General features: G+C 68.1%; 25 protein-coding genes. 1 reads left to right on the forward strand and 24 read right to left on the reverse strand.

The window, feature by feature from the left end; genetic code table 11:
- Positions 1 to 203: 203 nt before the first annotated feature.
- The 23 genes from rplO to AC07AW_RS05090 all read right to left on the reverse strand — a co-directional run bounded on the left by rplO (position 204) and on the right by AC07AW_RS05090 (position 11912).
- Positions 204 to 659, reverse strand: a complete 456-nt coding sequence (rplO, locus tag AC07AW_RS04980) for a 50S ribosomal protein L15 (protein ID WP_471173632.1) — start codon at positions 657 to 659, stop codon at positions 204 to 206.
- Between the two features lies 1 nt (position 660).
- On the reverse strand, positions 661 to 843 hold the full coding sequence (rpmD, locus tag AC07AW_RS04985) for a 50S ribosomal protein L30 (RefSeq protein ID WP_015035589.1): 183 nt from the start codon (positions 841 to 843) through the stop codon (positions 661 to 663).
- Positions 843 to 1445 (reverse strand): 30S ribosomal protein S5, encoded by a 603-nt coding sequence (rpsE, locus tag AC07AW_RS04990; protein ID WP_015035588.1) that lies wholly within the window; start codon positions 1443 to 1445, stop codon positions 843 to 845. The genes rpmD and rpsE overlap by 1 nt, the downstream gene beginning before the upstream one ends.
- Positions 1446 to 1490: 45 nt before the next feature.
- Positions 1491 to 1874 (reverse strand): 50S ribosomal protein L18, encoded by a 384-nt coding sequence (gene rplR, locus AC07AW_RS04995; RefSeq protein WP_015035587.1) that lies wholly within the window; start codon positions 1872 to 1874, stop codon positions 1491 to 1493.
- 3 nt (positions 1875 to 1877) lie between these two features.
- Positions 1878 to 2417 (reverse strand): 50S ribosomal protein L6, encoded by a 540-nt coding sequence (rplF, locus tag AC07AW_RS05000; protein ID WP_478814081.1) that lies wholly within the window; start codon positions 2415 to 2417, stop codon positions 1878 to 1880.
- Between the two features lie 21 nt (positions 2418 to 2438).
- Positions 2439 to 2837, reverse strand: a complete 399-nt coding sequence (gene rpsH, locus AC07AW_RS05005) for a 30S ribosomal protein S8 (RefSeq protein WP_478814082.1) — start codon at positions 2835 to 2837, stop codon at positions 2439 to 2441.
- A 207-nt stretch (positions 2838 to 3044) separates the two neighbouring features.
- Entirely contained in the window at positions 3045 to 3230 is a 186-nt protein-coding gene (locus AC07AW_RS05010; RefSeq protein WP_003948630.1) for a type Z 30S ribosomal protein S14, read from the reverse strand.
- A gap of 5 nt (positions 3231 to 3235) precedes the next feature.
- A complete protein-coding gene (rplE, locus tag AC07AW_RS05015; protein ID WP_106975815.1) occupies positions 3236 to 3793 on the reverse strand; it encodes a 50S ribosomal protein L5 in 558 nt (185 codons plus the stop codon).
- On the reverse strand, positions 3790 to 4101 hold the full coding sequence (rplX, locus tag AC07AW_RS05020; RefSeq protein ID WP_015035583.1) for a 50S ribosomal protein L24: 312 nt from the start codon (positions 4099 to 4101) through the stop codon (positions 3790 to 3792). The genes rplE and rplX overlap by 4 nt, the downstream gene beginning before the upstream one ends.
- 2 nt (positions 4102 to 4103) lie before the next feature.
- A complete protein-coding gene (gene rplN / locus AC07AW_RS05025) occupies positions 4104 to 4472 on the reverse strand; it encodes a 50S ribosomal protein L14 (protein WP_003956455.1) in 369 nt (122 codons plus the stop codon).
- Between the two features lie 106 nt (positions 4473 to 4578).
- A complete protein-coding gene (gene rpsQ / locus AC07AW_RS05030; protein ID WP_024755411.1) occupies positions 4579 to 4860 on the reverse strand; it encodes a 30S ribosomal protein S17 in 282 nt (93 codons plus the stop codon).
- Positions 4860 to 5084, reverse strand: coding sequence for a 50S ribosomal protein L29 (rpmC, locus tag AC07AW_RS05035; protein WP_056552388.1), 225 nt, complete (start codon positions 5082 to 5084; stop codon positions 4860 to 4862). Before rpmC ends, rpsQ begins: the two co-directional genes overlap by 1 nt.
- On the reverse strand, positions 5084 to 5503 hold the full coding sequence (gene rplP, locus AC07AW_RS05040) for a 50S ribosomal protein L16 (protein WP_017239579.1): 420 nt from the start codon (positions 5501 to 5503) through the stop codon (positions 5084 to 5086). Before rplP ends, rpmC begins: the two co-directional genes overlap by 1 nt.
- 5 nt (positions 5504 to 5508) lie before the next feature.
- Positions 5509 to 6348, reverse strand: coding sequence for a 30S ribosomal protein S3 (gene rpsC / locus AC07AW_RS05045; protein ID WP_041130776.1), 840 nt, complete (start codon positions 6346 to 6348; stop codon positions 5509 to 5511).
- Positions 6348 to 6695 carry a 50S ribosomal protein L22 gene (rplV, locus tag AC07AW_RS05050; RefSeq protein ID WP_004571827.1) on the reverse strand — a complete coding sequence of 116 codons (348 nt, stop codon included), beginning with the start codon at positions 6693 to 6695 and terminating at the stop codon, positions 6348 to 6350. The genes rpsC and rplV overlap by 1 nt, the downstream gene beginning before the upstream one ends.
- 42 nt (positions 6696 to 6737) lie before the next feature.
- Positions 6738 to 7019: a 30S ribosomal protein S19 gene (gene rpsS, locus AC07AW_RS05055; RefSeq protein ID WP_015035577.1), complete on the reverse strand. Its 282-nt coding sequence runs from the start codon at positions 7017 to 7019 to the stop codon at positions 6738 to 6740.
- A 12-nt stretch (positions 7020 to 7031) separates the two neighbouring features.
- Positions 7032 to 7868: a 50S ribosomal protein L2 gene (gene rplB, locus AC07AW_RS05060; protein ID WP_017239576.1), complete on the reverse strand. Its 837-nt coding sequence runs from the start codon at positions 7866 to 7868 to the stop codon at positions 7032 to 7034.
- A 40-nt stretch (positions 7869 to 7908) separates the two neighbouring features.
- The gene (rplW, locus tag AC07AW_RS05065; RefSeq protein ID WP_024755407.1) at positions 7909 to 8232 is read right to left on the reverse strand and encodes a 50S ribosomal protein L23; all 324 of its coding nucleotides are present in this window, start codon (positions 8230 to 8232) and stop codon (positions 7909 to 7911) included.
- Positions 8232 to 8882, reverse strand: coding sequence for a 50S ribosomal protein L4 (gene rplD, locus AC07AW_RS05070; RefSeq protein WP_369145966.1), 651 nt, complete (start codon positions 8880 to 8882; stop codon positions 8232 to 8234). Before rplD ends, rplW begins: the two co-directional genes overlap by 1 nt.
- A 7-nt stretch (positions 8883 to 8889) precedes the next feature.
- Positions 8890 to 9534, reverse strand: a complete 645-nt coding sequence (gene rplC, locus AC07AW_RS05075) for a 50S ribosomal protein L3 (RefSeq protein WP_030687820.1) — start codon at positions 9532 to 9534, stop codon at positions 8890 to 8892.
- A gap of 11 nt (positions 9535 to 9545) precedes the next feature.
- The gene (gene rpsJ, locus AC07AW_RS05080; RefSeq protein WP_003948644.1) at positions 9546 to 9854 is read right to left on the reverse strand and encodes a 30S ribosomal protein S10; all 309 of its coding nucleotides are present in this window, start codon (positions 9852 to 9854) and stop codon (positions 9546 to 9548) included.
- A 457-nt stretch (positions 9855 to 10311) separates the two neighbouring features.
- Positions 10312 to 11553 (reverse strand): RNA polymerase sigma factor, encoded by a 1242-nt coding sequence (locus AC07AW_RS05085; protein ID WP_478814083.1) that lies wholly within the window; start codon positions 11551 to 11553, stop codon positions 10312 to 10314.
- A complete protein-coding gene (locus tag AC07AW_RS05090) occupies positions 11550 to 11912 on the reverse strand; it encodes a YciI family protein (protein ID WP_478814084.1) in 363 nt (120 codons plus the stop codon). The genes AC07AW_RS05085 and AC07AW_RS05090 overlap by 4 nt, the downstream gene beginning before the upstream one ends.
- Positions 11913 to 12112: 200 nt before the next feature.
- Here AC07AW_RS05090 and AC07AW_RS05095 point away from each other — a divergent pair, with 200 nt between their 5' ends.
- Complete coding sequence (locus AC07AW_RS05095; protein ID WP_478814085.1) at positions 12113 to 14086, forward strand: PIG-L family deacetylase; 1974 nt, start codon at positions 12113 to 12115, stop codon at positions 14084 to 14086.
- A 94-nt stretch (positions 14087 to 14180) separates the two neighbouring features.
- On the opposite strand, the gene tuf is transcribed toward AC07AW_RS05095, so the two are convergent.
- Entirely contained in the window at positions 14181 to 15374 is a 1194-nt protein-coding gene (gene tuf, locus AC07AW_RS05100) for an elongation factor Tu (protein ID WP_329854418.1), read from the reverse strand.
- Between the last annotated feature and the right edge of the window lie 148 nt (positions 15375 to 15522).

The following is a 15522-nucleotide window of genomic DNA, read 5'->3' on the forward strand; positions in this document are numbered from 1 at the left end:
GCCCCCGTGAGGTGCCCCTGGACCGCCACGAAGGCCACCGGCGCGCGCCGCCGCCGAGAGCCGGCTCCCGGCCGGTCTCGAGGCCCGGGGCCCCGCCTCGCCTCGCCTCGCCTCGCCAGCAGCCTGATCCCCCGGCGCACGAAAAAGCCCGGCCGGCTCCCCCGTGGGGGAACCGGCCGGGCTTTTCAGCTGTCGACCGAAGCTCAGACGAGCTCGGTGACGGTGCCGCCGGCGGCGGCAATCTTCTCCTTGGCGGAGCCGGAGACGGCGTCGACCGTCACCTGCAGCGCCACGGAGACCTCGCCCTGGCCCAGGACCTTGACGAGCTGGTTCTTGCGAACGGCACCCTTGGCGACCAGGTCGGCCACCGTGACCTCGCCACCCTGCGGGTAGAGCGCGGTGAGCTTGTCCAGGTTCACGACCTGATACTCGGTGCGGAAGGGGTTCTTGAAGCCCTTCAGCTTCGGAAGACGCATGTGGAGGGGCATCTGGCCACCCTCGAAGCGCTCCGGAACCTGGTAACGGGCCTTCGTACCCTTCGTACCACGACCGGCCGTCTTACCCTTGGACGCCTCACCACGACCCACACGGGTCTTGGCGGTCTTCGCGCCCGGGGCGGGACGGAGGTTGTGGGCCTTCAGCGGGCTGTTCTCCGCCATGTCAGTCAACCTCCTCGACCGTCACGAGGTGGCGGACGGTGTGCACCATGCCGCGGAACTCGGGGCGGTCCTCCTTGACAACCACGTCGTTGACCTTCTTGAGGCCGAGCGAGCGCAGGGTGTCGCGGTGGTTCTGCTTGCTGCCGATGTACGACTTCGTCTGCGTGACCTTGAGGCGAGCCATTACGCACCCGCCCCAGCACGCGCACGGAGCAGAGCCGCGGGAGCGACGTCCTCGAGCGGCAGACCACGGCGAGCCGCGATCTCCTCGGGACGCTGCAGGCCCTTGAGGGCCTCCACGGTCGCGTGCACGATGTTGATCGCGTTGTCGGAGCCGAGCGACTTCGACAGGATGTCGTGAACGCCGGCGCACTCGAGCACGGCGCGCACCGGGCCACCGGCGATAACACCGGTACCGGGGGAAGCCGGCTTGAGCAGGACGACGCCCGCGGCCTTCTCGCCCTGGATCGGGTGAGGGATGGTGCCCTGGATGCGGGGAACCTTGAAGAAGTTCTTCTTGGCTTCCTCGACGCCCTTGGCGATGGCCGCGGGAACTTCCTTGGCCTTGCCGTAACCGACACCTACGGTGCCGTCACCGTCACCCACCACGACGAGCGCGGTGAAGCTGAAGCGACGACCACCCTTGACAACCTTGGCGACGCGGTTGATCGCGACAACGCGCTCAACGTACGCGGTCTTCTCGGCGGCAGCGCCACCGTCGCGACCCTTCCGGTCCCGCCGCTCGCCGCCACCGGCACCGCTGCCGCGGCGCTGGGGTCCAGCCATTGGATTACCTCTCTCTGTTACGTCCGTTAGTCCCGGAACCGGGGCTTAGAACTTCAGCCCGGCTTCGCGGGCGGCGTCAGCCAGAGCGGCAATGCGCCCGGCGTACCTGTTGCCACCACGGTCGAACACGACAGCCTCGACGCCAGCGGCCTTGGCGCGCTCGGCGACGAGAGCGCCGACCTGCTTGGCCTGCGCGGACTTGTCACCCTCGCCGCCGCGGATCGACGCGTCCAGGTTCGACGCGGACGCAAGGGTGTGACCCTTGAGGTCGTCGATGACCTGAGCGGTGATACCGCGGTTGGAACGCGTCACGACGAGGCGCGGACGCTCCGCCGTACCCGACACGTTCTTGCGGATGCGGATGTGGCGGCGGGCCTTGGCGGCACGCTTGTAAGCGTCGCCCTTGGCGATCTTCACACCGTATGCCATGGCTTACTTACCAGCCTTTCCGACCTTGCGGCGGATGACCTCGCCGGCGTACTTGACGCCCTTGGCCTTGTACGGGTCGGGCTTCCGCAGCTTGCGGATGTTCGCCGCGACCTCGCCGACCTTCTGCTTGTCGATGCCCTCGACCGAGAACTTGGTCGGCGACTCGACCTTGAACGAGATGCCCTCGGGCGCCTCGATCAGGATCGGGTGGCTGTAGCCGAGCTGGAACTCCAGAGCGGAGCCCTTCGCGGCCACGCGGTAACCGACACCGCTGATCTCGAGCGCCTTCACGTAACCCTGGGTCACACCGGTGATCATGTTGGCCACCAGCGTGCGGGACAGGCCGTGAAGGGCCTTGTTCTGACGCTCGTCGTTCGGACGGGTGACGTTGAGAACGCCGTCCTCGCCCTTAACGATCTCGATCGGCGCGGCGACGGTGTGGTTCAGGGTGCCCTTGGAACCCTTCACCGTGACCGTGCGGCCCTCGATGGTGACGTCCACGCCGGCGGGAACCTGGATAGGCAGCTTGCCAATACGCGACATTAGCTATTCCTCCGTTCCCGACTACCAGACGTAGGCGAGGACTTCCCCACCTACGCCCTTCTTGCCCGCCTGCTGGCCGGTCAGGAGGCCGTGGGACGTGGAGATGATCGCCACGCCCAGGCCGCCGAGAACCTTCGGCAGACTGGTGGACTTCGCGTAAACCCGGAGACCGGGCTTCGAGATCCGCTTGATGCCCGCGATGGAGCGCTCACGGTTCGGACCGAACTTGAGCTCGAGGACGAGGTTCTTGCCGACCTCGGCGTCCTCGACCTTCCAGCCCGTGATGAAGCCCTCCTGCTGGAGGATTTCCGCGATGTGAGACTTGATCTTGCTGTGCGGCATCGTCACGGAGTCGTGGTATGCCGAGTTCGCGTTACGCAGACGAGTCAGCATGTCCGCGATCGGATCAGTCATGGTCATGAATTGGCCTTCGGCCTCTCTCGCCGTGGTTTCCGGTGCGCCATCCCTCTCCCCACACTGGGGCGGGACGGGTGCGGCGCGGGGACCTACGGCGTAGTAAGTCGTAAGGGCGGCGAACGCCCAACCCTCCTAGCCTAAGCCATGGAGGGGTGGGCATCCGCCATACCCAATGCTTACCGAGAGACTCCGGTCATCCCAACTAAGGGATTACCAGGAGCTCTTGGTCACGCCCGGCAGCTCGCCACGGTGAGCCATCTCACGGAGGCACACGCGGCACAGGCCGAACTTGCGGTACACGGAGTGGGGACGACCACAACGCTGGCAGCGCGTGTAGCCACGCACGCCGAACTTGGGCTTGCGAGCAGCCTTCGCGATGAGAGCCTTCTTCGCCATCTCGCTTACGCCTCCTTGAAGGGGAAGCCGAGGTGACGCAGAAGGGCACGGCCCTCGTCGTCGTTGGTCGCCGTGGTCACCACGGTGATGTCCATACCCCGGACACGGTCGATCTTGTCCTGGTCGATCTCGTGGAACATGACCTGCTCCGTGAGACCGAAGGTGTAGTTGCCACGCCCGTCGAACTGCTTGGGGGACAGACCACGGAAGTCGCGGATGCGCGGAAGCGCGAGCGACAGGGTGCGGTCCAGGAACTCCCACATGCGGTCGCCACGGAGGGTGACGTGCGCACCGATCGGCTGGCCCTCACGCAGCTTGAACTGCGCGATGGACTTACGAGCCTTGGTGACGGCCGGCTTCTGGCCGGTGATCGTGGTGAGGTCACGGACGGCACCGTCCATGAGCTTCGAGTCACGGGCGGCGTCGCCGACACCCATGTTGACCACGATCTTCACGAGGCCGGGAACCTGCATGACGTTCTCGTACGAGAACTCCTCACGCAGCTTGCCCGCGATCTCCTCGCGGTACTTCGTCTTGAGACGCGGAGTGGTGGTAGCCATCAGATGTCCTCACCCGTCCGCTTGGCAACGCGGATCTTGTTGCCCTCGTCGTCGAAGCGGTAACCGACACGCGTGACGACCTTCTTGCCGTCCTTCTCCACGACCAGCTGGACGTTGGAGACGTGGACCGGAGCCTCGGTCGTGACGATGCCACCGGCCTGCGACGGGCCGGCCTTGGTGTGCTTCTTGACCCGGTTGACACCCTCGACGAGGACGCGGTTCTCGCGGGGGAAGGCCGTGATGACCTTGCCCTGCTTGCCCTTGTCCTTACCGGTGATGACCTGGACCAGGTCGCCCTTCTTGATCTTCATGCTTACAGCACCTCCGGCGCGAGCGAGATGATCTTCATGAACTTCTTCTCGCGCAGCTCACGGCCGACCGGGCCGAAGATACGGGTGCCACGAGGGTCGCCGTCGTTCTTGAGAATGACAGCGGCGTTCTCGTCGAAGCGGATGTACGAGCCGTCCTGGCGGCGGCGCTCCTTGACGGTGCGAACGATGACCGCCTTGACGACGTCACCCTTCTTCACGTTGCCACCGGGGATCGCGTCCTTGACGGTGGCGACGATGACGTCACCGATGCCCGCGTAGCGGCGACCGGAGCCACCGAGAACACGGATGCAAAGGATCTCCTTGGCACCAGTGTTGTCGGCGACACGCAGTCGCGACTCCTGCTGGATCACGTCTATCTCCTGATTTGTCTGCCGGTTCCCGGCGGGGTTGCGCCATAGGAATGGCGCAACCCCACCGAGCCTGGCGGAACTGACCTAAGGGAAACCCCTCAGGTAATTACTTGGCCTTCTCGAGGATCTCGACGACGCGCCAGTGCTTCGTCGACGACAGCTTCCGGGTCTCCATCAGGAGGACGCGGTCGCCGATGCCGGCAGCGTTCTGCTCGTCGTGAGCCTTGAGCTTGTTCGTACGGCGGATGACCTTGCCGTACAGCGCGTGCTTGACGCGGTCCTCGACAGCGACGACGACGGTCTTGTCCATCTTGTCGCTGACGACCAGGCCCTCGCGGACCTTGCGAGCGTTGCGCTCGGTCTTCTCAGTCACGTTGCTCTCGCTCATCAGACGTTCTCCACCGTCTCGATGCCCAGCTCACGCTCGCGCATCAGGGTGTAGATCCGGGCGATGTCCTTACGGACGGACTTGAGCCGACCGTGGTTCTCGAGCTGGCCCGTCGCCGCCTGGAAGCGGAGGTTGAACAGCTCTTCCTTGGCCTCGCGGAGCTTGTTGAGAAGCTCCTCGTTGCCCAGCTCGCGCAGCTCGGACGCCTTGGTACCGGCCGACATCACAGCTCACCTGCTTCGCGCTTCACGATCTTGCACTTCATCGGCAGCTTGTGGGCCGCACGGGTCAGGGCCTCGCGCGCGATCTTCTCGTTCGGGTAGGACAGTTCGAACATCACCCGACCCGGCTTGACGTTCGCGATCCACCACTCCGGAGAACCCTTACCGGAACCCATGCGGGTCTCGGCAGGCTTCTTCGTCAGCGGGCGGTCCGGGTAGATGTTGATCCAGACCTTGCCGCCACGCTTGATGTGGCGGGTCATCGCGATACGAGCCGCCTCGATCTGGCGGTTGGTCACGTAAGCCGGCGTGAGGGCCTGAATGCCGTACTCGCCGAACGCAACCTGCGTACCACCCTTGCTCGCGCCGGAGCGCTTCGGGTGGTGCTGCTTGCGGTGCTTGACCCTACGGGGGATCAGCATGTCGGTCAGGCCTCCGTTCCGGTGCTCTCAGCCGGAGCAGCGGCGGCGGCGTCGGCCTTGGGGGCCTCGGCGGCCGGAGCCGACTGCTGCGGCTTGCGGCCGCGGCCGCCACGCTCGCCACCACGGCCACCACGGCCGGCCGGGCGGTCGCCAGCGCCGGCACCACGGGCCGGGCGGTTGCCCGCACGGGCCGCAGCGTTCTCGGCGCGGACCTCGGCGATGTTCTTGACGTCGCCCTTGTAGATCCAGACCTTGACGCCAATGCGACCGAAGGTCGTCTTGGCCTCGAAGAAGCCGTAGTCCACGTTCGCGCGGAGCGTGTGCAGCGGCACACGACCCTCGCGGTAGAACTCCGAGCGGGACATCTCGGCGCCGCCGAGACGACCGCCACACTGGATCTTGATGCCCTTGGCGCCGGCCTTCATCGTGCCCTGCATGCTCTTACGCATGGCGCGACGGAAGGAGACGCGGGAGGAGAGCTGCTCGGCAACGGCCTGAGCGACCAGCTGAGCGTCCATCTCGGGGTTCTTGACCTCGAGGATGTTCAGCTGGACCTGCTTGCCCGTGAGCTTCTCGAGGTCACCGCGGATGCGGTCGGCCTCGGCGCCACGGCGGCCGATGACGATGCCGGGACGCGCGGTGTGGATGTCCACCCGCACGCGGTCACGGGTGCGCTCGATCTCAACCTTCGAGATGCCGGCGCGCTCCATGCCGGACGTCATCATCCGACGGATGGCGACGTCTTCCTTGACGTAGTCCTTGTACAGCTTGTCGGCGTACCACCGGGACTTGAAGTCCGTGGTGATGCCGAGCCGGAACCCATGCGGGTTAACCTTCTGGCCCATTACCGGGTTCCTTCCTTGCTGCTGACGACCACGGTGATGTGGCTGGTCCGCTTACGGATCCGGTAGGCACGGCCCTGGGCACGCGGACGGAACCGCTTCAGGGTCGGGCCCTCATCCACGTACGCCTCGCTGATGACCAGCGAAGAGGCGTCGGTGTGGTCGTAGTTGTGCGCGGCGTTGGCGATGGCGCTGTCAAGCACCTTGCCAACCGGCACGCTCGCGGCCTGCGGGGCGAAACGCAGGACCGCCTGAGCCTCCGTGGCATCCATGCCACGGATAAGGTCCACCACGCGGCGGGCCTTCATGGGCGTGACGCGGATGTACCGCGCCTGGGCCCTGGCTTCCATGGTTGTCCTTCCAGTGTCTGTCATGGTCATTCCACCCCGCTACTAGCGGCGCTTCGACTTCCGGTCGTCCTTCACGTGACCCCGGAAGGTGCGCGTCGGCGAGAACTCGCCGAGCTTGTGGCCGACCATCGACTCGGTGACAAACACCGGAATGTGGGTCTTGCCGTTGTGCACCGCGATCGTGTGGCCGAGCATGGCCGGGATGATCATCGAGCGACGGGACCAGGTCTTGATGACGTTCTTGGTACCGGCTTCGTTCTGGGCGTCCACCTTCTTGACGAGGTGGCCGTCGACGAAGGGTCCCTTCTTGAGACTGCGCGGCATCTAAACCCGCTCCTAGCGCTTCTTGTTCGTCTTGCGGCGGCGGACGATGTACTTGCTCGAAGCCTTCTTCGGCGAGCGAGTACGACCCTCCTTCTGACCCCACGGGGAGACCGGGTGGCGACCACCGGAGGTCTTGCCCTCACCACCACCGTGCGGGTGGTCGACCGGGTTCATCGCCACACCGCGGACGGTCGGGCGAACGCCAAGCCAGCGCTTACGGCCGGCCTTGCCCCAGTTGATGTTCGACTGCTCGGCGTTGCCGACCTCGCCGATGGTGGCGCGGCAGCGGGCGTCGACGAGACGGATCTCACCGGACGGCATACGAAGGTGGGCCATCGTGCCCTCCTTCGCCAGCAGCTGCACGGAGGCACCAGCGGAGCGCGCGAACTTGGCGCCGCCACCGGGACGGAGCTCGATCGCGTGGATCGTGGTACCGACCGGGATGTTGCGGAGCGCCAGGTTGTTGCCGGGCTTGATGTCCGCGCCCGGGCCGTTCTCGACGCGGTCGCCCTGGGTCAGACCCTTGGGGGCGATGATGTAGCGCTTCTCGCCGTCCAGGTAGTGGAGCAGCGCGATGCGCGCGGTGCGGTTGGGGTCGTACTCGATGTGAGCGACCTTGGCCGGCACGCCGTCCTTGTCGTGACGACGGAAGTCGATCACGCGGTAGGCGCGCTTGTGTCCGCCACCCTGGTGGCGAACGGTGATCCGACCGGTGTTGTTACGGCCGCCCTTGCTGTGCAGGGGGCGAACCAGCGACTTCTCCGGCGTGGACCGCGTGATCTCGACGAAGTCGGCTACGGAGGAGCCACGACGGCCCGGCGTAGTCGGCTTGTACTTGCGGATTCCCATTTCTCAGTCCTCGTCCGATTCCGGACGATCCAGACCGCCGTTAGGCGGTCGGACCGCCGAAGATGTCGATACGGTTGCCCTCAGCAAGGGTCACGATGGCGCGCTTGGTGTCCTTGCGCTTGCCGAAACCGGCCTTGGTGCGCTTGCGCTTACCCTGGCGGTTGATCGTGTTGACCCCGGTGACCTTGACCGAGAAGACCGCCTCGACGGCCTGCTTGATCTGGGTCTTGTTGGAGCCAGGCGCGACGATGAACGTGTACTTGTTCTCGTCCAGCAGGGCGTAGCTCTTCTCCGAGACGACCGGCTTGACGAGAATGTCGCGCGGGTCCGAGAAGGTCTTGCTGGTGACGACGGCCTCAGTCATCAGGCGTCGCTCCCTTCGGTCTCAGCGGTCTGGGGGCCAGACACGAAGGACTCGAGGGCGGCCTGGGTGAAGACCACGTCGTCGGAGACGATCACGTCGTACGTGTTGAGCTGGCCCGGCTCCAGGATGTGCACCTGGGGCAGGTTACGAGCGGACAGCCACGCGGCCTCGTCGGAGCGCTCGACGACCAGGAGCAGGTTCTTGCGCTCCGAGATCTTGCCGAACAGCGTCTTCGCGGCCTTGGTGGAGATGCCACCCTCGACCACGCCGGTGACGACGTGGATGCGGGAGTGGTTCGCGCGGTCCGAGAGGGCACCGCGGAGAGCGGCGGCCTTCATCTTCTTCGGCGTCCGCTGCGAGTAGTCACGCGGCTGCGGGCCGTGCACGACGCCACCACCGGCGAACTGCGGGGCGCGGGTCGAACCCTGACGGGCGCGGCCGGTGCCCTTCTGGCGGTAAGGCTTCTTGCCACCACCGCGGACTTCGCCACGGGTCTTGGTCTTGTGCGTGCCCTGACGGGCCGCGGCCAGCTGCGCGACGACGACCTGGTGGATCAGCGGGACGCTGACCTTGGCGCCGAAGATCTCCGCGGGGAGCTCGACGGTCCCGGCCTTGTCGCCAGACGGCGAAAGGATGTCAATGGTGCTCATCGGTTCCTCAAACCCCCTTGGCCGCGGTGCGGACCAGGACGAGGCCACCGTTGGGGCCGGGGACGGCGCCCTTGATGAGCAGCAGACCCTTCTCGGCGTCAACGGCGTGGACGGTCAGGTTCTGGGTGGTCACACGCTCGTTGCCCATGCGACCGGCCATGCGCATGCCCTTGAAGACACGGCCCGGGGTGGCGCAGCCACCGATCGAACCGGGCTTGCGGTGCACGCGGTGCGCACCGTGCGAGGCCTTGCCACCACGGAAGTTGTGGCGCTTCATCGCACCGGCGAAGCCCTTGCCCTTGCTCTTACCGGTGACGTCGACCTTCACGCCGGCCTCGAAGACCTCGGCGGTGATCTCCTGGCCGAGCGTGTACTCGGAGGCGTCAGCGGTGCGGAGCTCCACCAGGTGGCGGCGCGGGGTGACGTCGGCCTTGGCGAAGTGGCCCTTGAGGGGCTTGTTCACCTTGCGCGGGTCGATCTCGCCGAAGGCGATCTGGACCGACTCGTAGCCGTCGACGTCGTTCGTACGGACCTGGGTCACGACATTCGGGCCGGCCTTGACGACGGTCACCGGGACGACCCGGTTGTTCTCGTCCCAGACCTGCGTCATGCCGAGCTTCTCGCCCAGGATGCCCTTGATGTTCTTAGCCATCTCGCGCGCCCTCAGAGCTTGATCTCGATGTCGACACCGGCCGGCAGGTCGAGACGCATGAGCGAGTCAACCGTCTTCGGCGTGGGGTCGAGGATGTCGATGAGGCGCTTGTGCGTGCGCATCTCGAAGTGCTCGCGAGAGTCCTTGTACTTGTGCGGCGACTTGATGACGCAGTACACGTTCTTCTCAGTGGGCAGCGGCACCGGGCCCGCGACCGACGCACCAGTGCGGGTCACCGTCTCGACGATCTTCTTCGCCGAGGAGTCGATGACCTCGTGGTCGTAGGCCTTGAGCCGGATGCGGATCTTCTGTCCCGCCATGGCTACTAGTAGTCCTTTGTCTCGTAACGCTCTGGAACCCGGTGCGCTGTGCTTCCTGAGAAGCGCCGCCCTCCTCCGACCCACGCGGTCGGGCGTGTCGCGCTCCCTCTACGCAGAAATCCCTGAGGATTTCCCAACCAAGGGGGCACGGTCGCCATGACCGCAGTTCGGGGGTGAACACCCACCGGGTGCCTGGTCGGCACCCCGCTGACGCTTCCCAGAAGATTCCCGTACGTCCGCTCCTGAGAAGGAGCGACGAGTACTGTGGGACTCGCTTCCGGTCCTCCCGACGGGAGGCGCGCAGCATCGGCACTCAACCGAGCAACTTGGACAGTCTGCCATACGGGGCCTTCCGGCCGCCAATCGGGGGCGAAGACTGTACCCCACGTCACGTACACCCATGCGCCGGGGCGCATGCGCCTGACGCGCGCGCCCCCTCCCCCGCCCTCCAGGGCCGTCACCCCAAGCGCCGGGCCCGCTCCGTCAGATGGCGTCGCTCGGGCGCGCTGGTGGTGTGGCGGGCCGCCTCACGGTAGGCCGCGGCCGCCCCCTCCTTCTCGCCGAGGAGTTCGAGCAGATGGGCGCGGGTCGCGAGGAGGCGGTGGTTCCGGGCGAGCCGCCTGTCCGCCGCGAGCTCGTCGAGGAGCTCGAGACCGGCCCGCGGGCCGTGGACCATGGCGACGGCCACCGCGCGGTTGAGGGTGACCATCGGATTCGGCCCGGTGTGCTCCAGGAGCTCGTACAGGGCGAGGATCTGCAGCCAGTCCGTGGCCTCGGCGGAGCCGGCCTCGTCGTGCACGGCCGCGATCGCCGCCTGGAGCTGGTACGGGCCGACCCGGCCCTGCGGCAGGGTGCGGCTGATCAGCTCCACGCCCTCGGCGATCAGAGCGCCGTCCCAGCTCCCCCGGTCCTGCTCCGCGAGCGGTACGAGTTCCCCGTGCGGGCCCGTGCGGGCCGTGCGGCGGGCGTCGGTGAGGAGCATCAGCGCGAGCAGGCCCGCCGTCTCGGTGTCGTCGGGGACGAGCCGGTGCAGCATCCGGGCGAGCCGGATCGCCTCCGTGGACAGCTCGGGCGCGGTGAGCTCGTCGCCGCCGCTGGCCGTGTAGCCCTCGTTGAACACGAGGTACAACACGTGCCGCACCTCGGCGAGGCGGGCGGTGCGGTCCTCGCCCTCGGGCGGTGCGAGGGACAGCCCGCCTTCCCTGATCGCCTGCTTGGCCCGGCTGATCCGCTGCGCCATGGTCGGCTCGGGCACCAGGAAGGCGGCGGCGATCTGCGCCGTGGTGAGGCCGCCGACGGCGCGCAGGGTGAGCGCGATCCGGCTGGGCGGCGACAGGTCGGGGTGGCAGCAGAGGAACAGCAGGGACAGGGAGTCGTCCCGGTCGGTGTCCGGAGCATCGTCGGGGGCGTGCGCGAGGAGCGCGGAGTCCGGGGTCGCGAGCGCCACGGCGTCCTCGCGGCGCCGGCGCGCGGCCTCGCTGCGCACATGGTCGACGTACCTGCGCTGGGCGACGGTCAGCAGCCACGCGCGCGCGTGCTCGGGGACCCCCTCCTCCGGCCACTGCCGCGCCGCGGCGATCAGGGCCTCCTGGACGGCGTCCTCGCAGAGATCGAAGTCGCCGTACCGGCGCACGAGCGCGCCGAGGACCTGCGGCGCGCAGGCGCGCAGCAGGTCCTCGATCCCGTGCGCGCGGGTCACACGTCCGCCGCGGACTCGTGCAGGATCGGCCAGAGCTCGACGGGCTCGACGTCCGCGAAGGGCATGTCCGCGGCGATCTCCTGGGCCCGCTCCAGGCTGTCGCAGTCGAGCAGGTAGAAGCTGGCCAGGTACTCCTTGGTCTCCAGGTACGGGCCGTCGGTGACCGCGGGGGCCCCGCCCTCGCGCCGTACGAGCTGGGCGGCGGCCGCGTCGGCCAGGCCGTACGCGCCGATCAGCTCCCCGCTCTCCCGGTACCTGCGGTTGAAGGCCTCCTGCCGGGCGATCGCCTCGGGCCAGGCCTCGGCCGGGAAGGAGTCCCACTTGGCCTGGTTGCCGTAGATCATCGCGACGTACTTCATCTCGGGTGTCCTCCCCGTCCCGCCCGCCCCGGTGGCGCGCTGTCACCCTTCGGTCGGAACCAGGATCGTCCGCTCGACATCCGTCCGCACATTCCCGGAGATCCTTTTTCCGGAGATCCTCCCAGCGGCCCCGCCCGGCGCACAACCGGCTCACTCGCAAATCCGTCTTCCAGTCGACCGATTGAGCGAAAGGCCCTGTCGTGCACACTCCACCCCGTCGGCGGACGGTCCTCGCCGCCGCCCTCGCGGTCACCTCGGCCGTCGCCGGGTGTTCCGTACCGGAGCCACGCCGCACCGCGCCGACCGCCGATCCGGCGCCCGGCAAGCCGATCGACTCCGCGCGGACCCGGCGGGCGCTGCTCCTGCAGTTCTCCGCGCATCCGGACGACGACCTGTACTTCATGAACCCGGACACCCAGCGGCTGCTCGACGCGGGCGTCCCGCTCGTCTCCGTGTACGTGACGGCGGGCGAGCACACCGGCCGGAACCGGATCGCGGGGATGCCCGAGACTCCCCCGGACCGGGCGGCCTACTCCTCCGCCCGCCACCAGGGCCTGCGCCAGTCGTACGCGGTGGCGCTCGGCCTCCCGGCCTTCACCCCCTGGCGTCGGGAGGTCCTGACGCTCCCCGGCGGCCGGCGGGCCGAGGTCGACACCCTCGCGCACGGCACCCGCAGGATCGAACTGGTCTTCCTCAACCTGCCCATGCACGCCGGCCGCCGCTACATGGCCCTGCCCGCGCTCTGGCAGGACCGGGCCCTGGAGCTGCACACCCATCTGTCGGCCGGCTCCCCCGTCACCCGCGCCGACACCTACGACTACGACCGGCTGATCGACGTCCTCGTGGCGCTGCTCCGCCGCTACCGGCCGACGGTCGTGCACACCCTGGACCCGGACCCCGACATCCAGCTGAGCGAGGAGGCCACCCGGCAGCGGGACTCCGAGCAGCCGGGCTACTCGGACCACGGGGACCACACGGCGGTCGCCTCCTTCACCTGGTCCGCGCTGTGCCGCTGGGTCACCGACGCGGTACGGGACGGCGAGCCGATACCGGCCTTCACGACCACCGCCTTCCGCGGCTACTACAACCGGCACTGGCCGAAGAACCTCCCCCCGGCGGTGCTCAAGGAGAAGGCGGCCCGGCTCGTCCCGTACGGCGGGGACCCCTCCTGGCAGTGCGGGAACCCCTCGGGCTGCGGCGACTACGGCGTGAGCGGCGAGCGGCCGCTGACCAACCGCAAGGGCTGGGTGCGCTCCACGCACCACCGCTGGCCCGGCGCGGCCCCGGCGCTCGCCGAGGAGCCGGACGGCCGGCTCGCCGCGTACGGGGTGCTCGGGCTGCGCGCGGTCCGCTGGCGGGAGTCCGCGCCCGGTGTCTGGGGCGAGCCGGTGGACCTGGGCGGCGGCCCACTCACGCCGGCGCTCGGCTCGGCGGTCCTCTCCGACGGCCGGGTGCTGCTGCTCGGGGTGCGGTTCGCCGCGCTCGACGGGCACGGCGGGGCCAACCGGCGCGAGGTGGTGCTCCTGGAACAGCGCTCCCCCGGCGGCGGCTTCCTGGCCTGGCGGGGCCTGGGGAATCCGGAGCGCATCGACGACCGGGGCCGCCGGATCGGCGCCCCGGTGGCGGTGACGGCCCCCGACGGCCGGGTCCACCTCTTCGTACGGAACGCGGACAGGGGCGTCTCGACGCGGGTACGGGCGGCGGACGGCTCCTGGTCCCCGTGGCGGCCGCTCCCCGGCGACGCGGAGGTCCAGGACGGCCTGGCCGTCTCGACGGACCCGGCCGGCCGGGTGCATGTGTACGCGGCGGGGCGTGCGTCCGTACGGCACTGGGTGGACGGGGTCCCGCAGTCCGCTCCGCTGCCGCTCTCCGGGTCCACGGTGGCGAGCGCGGGCGGCGAGCTCTACTTCCGGGCGCCCGCGGCCGCGCGGCTGACCGGCCCGGCCGGCGACGCCGGTCTCAACGGGTACGGGGGCGTGGTCGCCGCCCGGTCCCCCGCGCTCGGCACCGTCCTGCTCGGCACGGACGAGAAGGGCCGCGTGGCCCTCAGGGCCGGCGGCAGACTCCGTACACAGAAGAAGGCGGCGGTCTCGACCGCGCTCCACGTGGACGCCCGGGGGGCGACCGTGGTCGGCCTCGGCGCGGACGGCCACCCGTGGAGCCGGCGACCGTAGGACATCCGAGAACGCGAGAAGGCCCCGCACCTTTCGGTGCGGGGCCTTCCCTTACTGCTCAGCAGCTCTTGCGAGCCACCAGGTCAGTTCAAGATCAGGCAGTGATCTTGACGACCTGGCCGGCGCCGACGGTCCGGCCACCCTCACGGATGGCGAACTTGAGGCCCTCCTCCATGGCGATGGGCTGGATCAGCTCAACGCTCATGGCGGTGTTGTCGCCCGGCATGACCATCTCGGTGCCCTCGGGGAGGGTCACGACGCCGGTCACGTCCGTGGTACGGAAGTAGAACTGCGGGCGGTAGTTGTTGAAGAACGGGGTGTGACGGCCACCCTCGTCCTTCGACAGGATGTAGGCCTGGGCCTCGAAGTTCGTGTGCGGCGTGACCGAACCCGGCTTGATGATGACCTGGCCGCGCTCGACGTCCTCGCGCTTGATGCCACGGAGGAGCAGACCGACGTTCTCACCGGCCTGGCCCTCGTCGAGCAGCTTGCGGAACATCTCGATGCCGGTGACCGTGGTGGTGGTCTTCTCCTGCTTGATGCCGATGATGTCAACGGTCTCGTTGACCTTCAGGACACCACGCTCGATACGACCGGTGACGACGGTGCCACGACCGGTGATCGTGAAGACGTCCTCGATCGGCATCAGGAACGGCTTGTCGACGTCACGCTCGGGCTGCGGGATCGACTCGTCGACGGCGTGCATGAGGCCGAGAAGCTTCTCGCCCCACTCCTTGTCGCCCTCGAGCGCCTTGAGCGCCGAGACGCGGACGACCGGCAGGTCGTCGCCCGGGAACTCGTACTCGGAGAGGAGCTCACGGACCTCGAGCTCGACGAGCTCCAGGATCTCCTCGTCGTCCACCATGTCGGCCTTGTTCAGGGCGACGACGATGTACGGAACGCCGACCTGGCGAGCAAGGAGGACGTGCTCCTTGGTCTGCGGCATCGGGCCGTCGGTGGCGGCGACCACGAGGATGGCGCCGTCCATCTGCGCGGCACCCGTGATCATGTTCTTGATGTAGTCAGCGTGACCGGGGCAGTCGACGTGCGCGTAGTGACGCGACTCCGTCTGGTACTCGACGTGCGCGATCGAGATGGTGATACCGCGCTGGCGCTCCTCGGGAGCCTTGTCGATCTGGTCGAAGGCCGAGGCCTCGTTCAGGTCCGGGTACGCGTCGTGCAGCACCTTGGTAATGGCGGCCGTGAGGGTCGTCTTACCGTGGTCGATGTGACCGATGGTACCGATGTTGACGTGCGGCTTAGTCCGCTCGAACTTTGCCTTCGCCACTGAATCCTCCTGCGGAGTGGTTCTGTACGCCTTGCTTCATCGGCGCCAGGTGATCTTTGCTGGGATGCCAGTAAACCGGGGCCCGATCCCTCGGGTTTCGGGGGGCTGAGCCCCGGCGACTGGTGTCAAGCCTAAAGCGTGAACTCGG

It is taken from the genome of Streptomyces sp. NPDC044003 (assembly GCF_056435185.1).